The organism is Streptomyces sp. YS-3 (genome assembly GCF_045257485.1).
GTDB lineage: Bacteria > Actinomycetota > Actinomycetes > Streptomycetales > Streptomycetaceae > Streptomyces.
Genome location: NZ_JBJHPC010000736.1, coordinates 1 through 3,015, shown reverse-complemented (window position 1 = coordinate 3,015; position 3,015 = coordinate 1). Strand labels below are relative to the sequence as shown.

3 protein-coding genes are annotated in these 3,015 nt (G+C 74.1%); 1 reads left to right on the top strand and 2 read right to left on the bottom strand.

The features are described 5' to 3' along the window. Both ACJA3G_RS34065 and ACJA3G_RS34060 read right to left on the bottom strand, forming a co-directional pair. The coding region (locus ACJA3G_RS34065; protein WP_406556898.1) for a hypothetical protein at positions 1 to 869 on the bottom strand (869 nt) is incomplete at its 3' end. Beyond that, positions 866 to 1,834 carry a 5-dehydro-4-deoxyglucarate dehydratase gene (locus tag ACJA3G_RS34060; protein ID WP_406556897.1) on the bottom strand — a complete coding sequence of 323 codons (969 nt, stop codon included), beginning with the start codon at positions 1,832 to 1,834 and terminating at the stop codon, positions 866 to 868. The genes ACJA3G_RS34065 and ACJA3G_RS34060, both read right to left, overlap by 4 nt. A 330-nt stretch (positions 1,835 to 2,164) precedes the next feature. On the opposite strand from ACJA3G_RS34060, the gene ACJA3G_RS34055 reads away from it, so the two are divergent. Continuing rightward, complete coding sequence (locus tag ACJA3G_RS34055; protein WP_406556896.1) at positions 2,165 to 2,989, top strand: NAD-dependent epimerase/dehydratase family protein; 825 nt, start codon at positions 2,165 to 2,167, stop codon at positions 2,987 to 2,989. Positions 2,990 to 3,015 lie beyond the last annotated feature (26 nt).

The following is a 3,015-nucleotide window of genomic DNA, read 5'->3' as shown; positions in this document are numbered from 1 at the left end:
GCGTCCACCCCCGGGTTCGCCCCGCACCGGTGCGCTCCGGGATCGGCGTGCAGCAGCACCTGGAAGCCCGGCCCCGCCGCGCTCCGTACCGCCCGCACCACCTCTTCCTGGAAGGAGCGCGCCACGGACGCCCGGTGGCCGGCCGTGGCGTCGAGGAGCTTCTCGCCGCCCGCGCACGGGCCACCGGCCCACACCGGTTCCAGCGCCCCCCGCACGTCCGCCGCGAGGCGGTCCGCGTCCAGACCCGCTTGCCCGTACCCCTGCCGGCAGGTCCCGCAGAAGCAGAGGGACATCAGGTACTGGGCCGTGTCGTCCAGCGGCACCCCCGCGATCTTGTCGTGGGCGTGCAGATGCGCCAGGCCGTACCAGCCGCAGGACTCCAGCTCCGTCCCGCGCGCCCCGGGCCGTACCGCCGCCTCCGCGGCCAGCGCCACCAGATACGCGCGGACCTCGGGCCGCGCTATGCACGGCGCCCAGGGGTAGCGGTCGCCGTACGCGTTGACCACCGACGTCCCGGGATGCTCGGCGCCCAGGCGGGAGTTGTGGGCGAGGACGACCCAGGAGTGGACGTCGAGGCCGGCCGCGGCCAGCGCTTCGGCCGCCTCGCCGTACGCGTCGCCGGGCGCCCAGCGTCCCGCCGGGTACGGCCGCAGCGTCCGGCCGGACCAGCGCCCTTCGTCGACGGGGTACAGGACCGCCGCGTGCTCGGCGGTGACCACCCGGTGGCGCGGGTGGTGCGGGGTGAGCGCCCGCGTCGAGTGGTAGGCGGCGGCGAGCGTCACCTGACCCGCCCCGAGGGCGGCGATCCGCGCGGGCGCGTCCGGGTCGCCGATCACGTCCCAGGGGTAGAGGAAGACCGACGCCCTCACGCGCCCGCCCCGTCCCCCGCGGGCGCGCCCTCCGCCAGCAGCGCCCGCCCGCGTTCGATCAGCGCGGCCAGCTGCTTGACGTGGGCCGCGTCGGGCTCGCTCAGCGGTGGCCGCACCTCGCCCACGTCCAGGCCGGACAGCCGTACGCCCGCCTTGACCAGCGAGACGGCGTAGCCGCGGCCCTGGTTGCGCAGCTCGACGAGCGGGACGAAGAAGCCGTCCAGGAGGCGGTTGACGGTGGTGTCGTCGCCGGTGCCGAGCGCCCGGTGGAAGGCGAGCGCGATGTCCGGGGCGAAGCAGAAGACGGCCGAGGAGTAGAGGGTGACGCCGATGCCGCGGTAGGCGGGGCCGGTCAGTTCGGCCGTGGGAAGCCCGTTGAAGTAGAGGAACTCGCGCTCGGGGACCTCGCGGCGGACCGTGCTGACGATCCGCTGCATCAGATCGATGTCCCCGATGCCGTCCTTGAGGCCGATGATGCCGTCGGCGCGGGCCAGTTCGACGGCGGTGGCGGGCGTGAGGACGGCGTTGTCGCGCTGGTAGACGATGACGTCCAGGGAGGTGGCGGCGGCGAGGGCCGTGTAGTGGCGCAGCAGCCCCTCCTGGTCGGCGGCGACGAGGTAGGGAGGCATGGCGAGCAGCCCGTCGGCGCCCGCGTCCTCGGCGAGCCGGGCGTACTGGATCGCGAGCGCCGTCCCGTACCCGGCGCCCGCCACCACCGGGACGCGGCCCGCGGCCTCGGCCACGGCGGCGGCCACGCACGCGTGGAACTCGTCCGGGGTGAGCGCGTGGAACTCGCCCGTCCCGCAGCAGGCGAACACCGCCGCCGCGCCCGCGTCGACGCCGTTCCGCACATGCGCGCGGAAGGCGTCGAGGTCGAGGCCGCCGTCCGGGCCGAAGGGGGTGACCGGGAAGAAGAGCAGGCCGTCCAGGCGGGCGGCGAGCGGGGATGGGTTCTCGGACGTCACGGGCGCTCCCAGGGCAAAGGCCGTCGGCACGGGCCGTCGTGCACAATTCTGATCGGCGTCTATATTTCTGAACGCCGCCACGCTAAGGCAGCGCCACGACGGGGGTCAAGACGCGCACCCCCGGCGCGCGGGGGTTTTCCCTCCAGCTAACACCGGTGCCACCGTGGCGGTACCCACCGCGCCGCGCCCCACTTGACGAGGCCGGAGACCGCTCCCTAGCGTGTCCACGCATATGAATGACATCCATAGTGGTGTTCATTCGGCCCGCTTCCGCGCACGCGCCGCCGACCCGTGCCGCCGACCCCGCCCGCCGCACCGAGGAGACCGCCCATGCCCGCTCCCCGTACCGTCCTGCTCACCGGCGCCGCCGGAGGACTCGGCACCCTGATGCGCGGGCTGCTCCCGGCGTACGGCTACGAGCTGCGCCTTCTCGACTCCCGGGCCATCCCGGGGGAGCCGGACGCGATCACGGCGGACCTCGGCGACCGGGACGCGCTGCGCGAGGCGGTCCGGGGCGCCGACGCGGTGCTGCACCTCGCGGGCATCTCGCTGGAGTCCACCTTCGACAAGATCGTGCGGGCCAACATCGAGGGCACGTACAACCTCTACGAGGCCGCGCGTGAGGAGGGCGTCGCGCGCGTGGTCTTCGCCTCCTCCAACCACGCGGTCGGCTTCACCCCGCGCCCGCGCGGCGGGGTGCCGCTGGAGCCGGAGGCCCTGATCCCGGTCGACACCCCCCGCCGTCCCGACACCCTCTACGGCCTCTCCAAGTCGTTCGGCGAGGACCTGGCCCAGTTCTACTGGGACAAGTACGGCCTGGAGAGCGTCTCGGTGCGGATCGGCTCCTGCTTCATGGAACCCACCTCCGTACGGATGCTGTCGGTCTGGATGAGCCCCGGCGACGGCGCCCGCCTCTTCCACGCGGCCCTCACCGCCGAGAACGTCGGCCACACCGTGGTCTACGGCTCCTCCGCCAACACCCGGCTGTGGTGGGACCTGTCATCGGCGCGGGCGCTCGGGTACGAGCCCGAGGACGACTCCGAGCAGTACGCCGGGAAACTGATCGCCGAGCAGGGCGAGCTCGACCCCGACAACCCGGACCACGCCTTCCTCGGCGGCCACTTCACCACCCGTCCGCCGGTGTGGCCGTACTGAGTCCGGCGGGGGCACGGGCGGGGGCC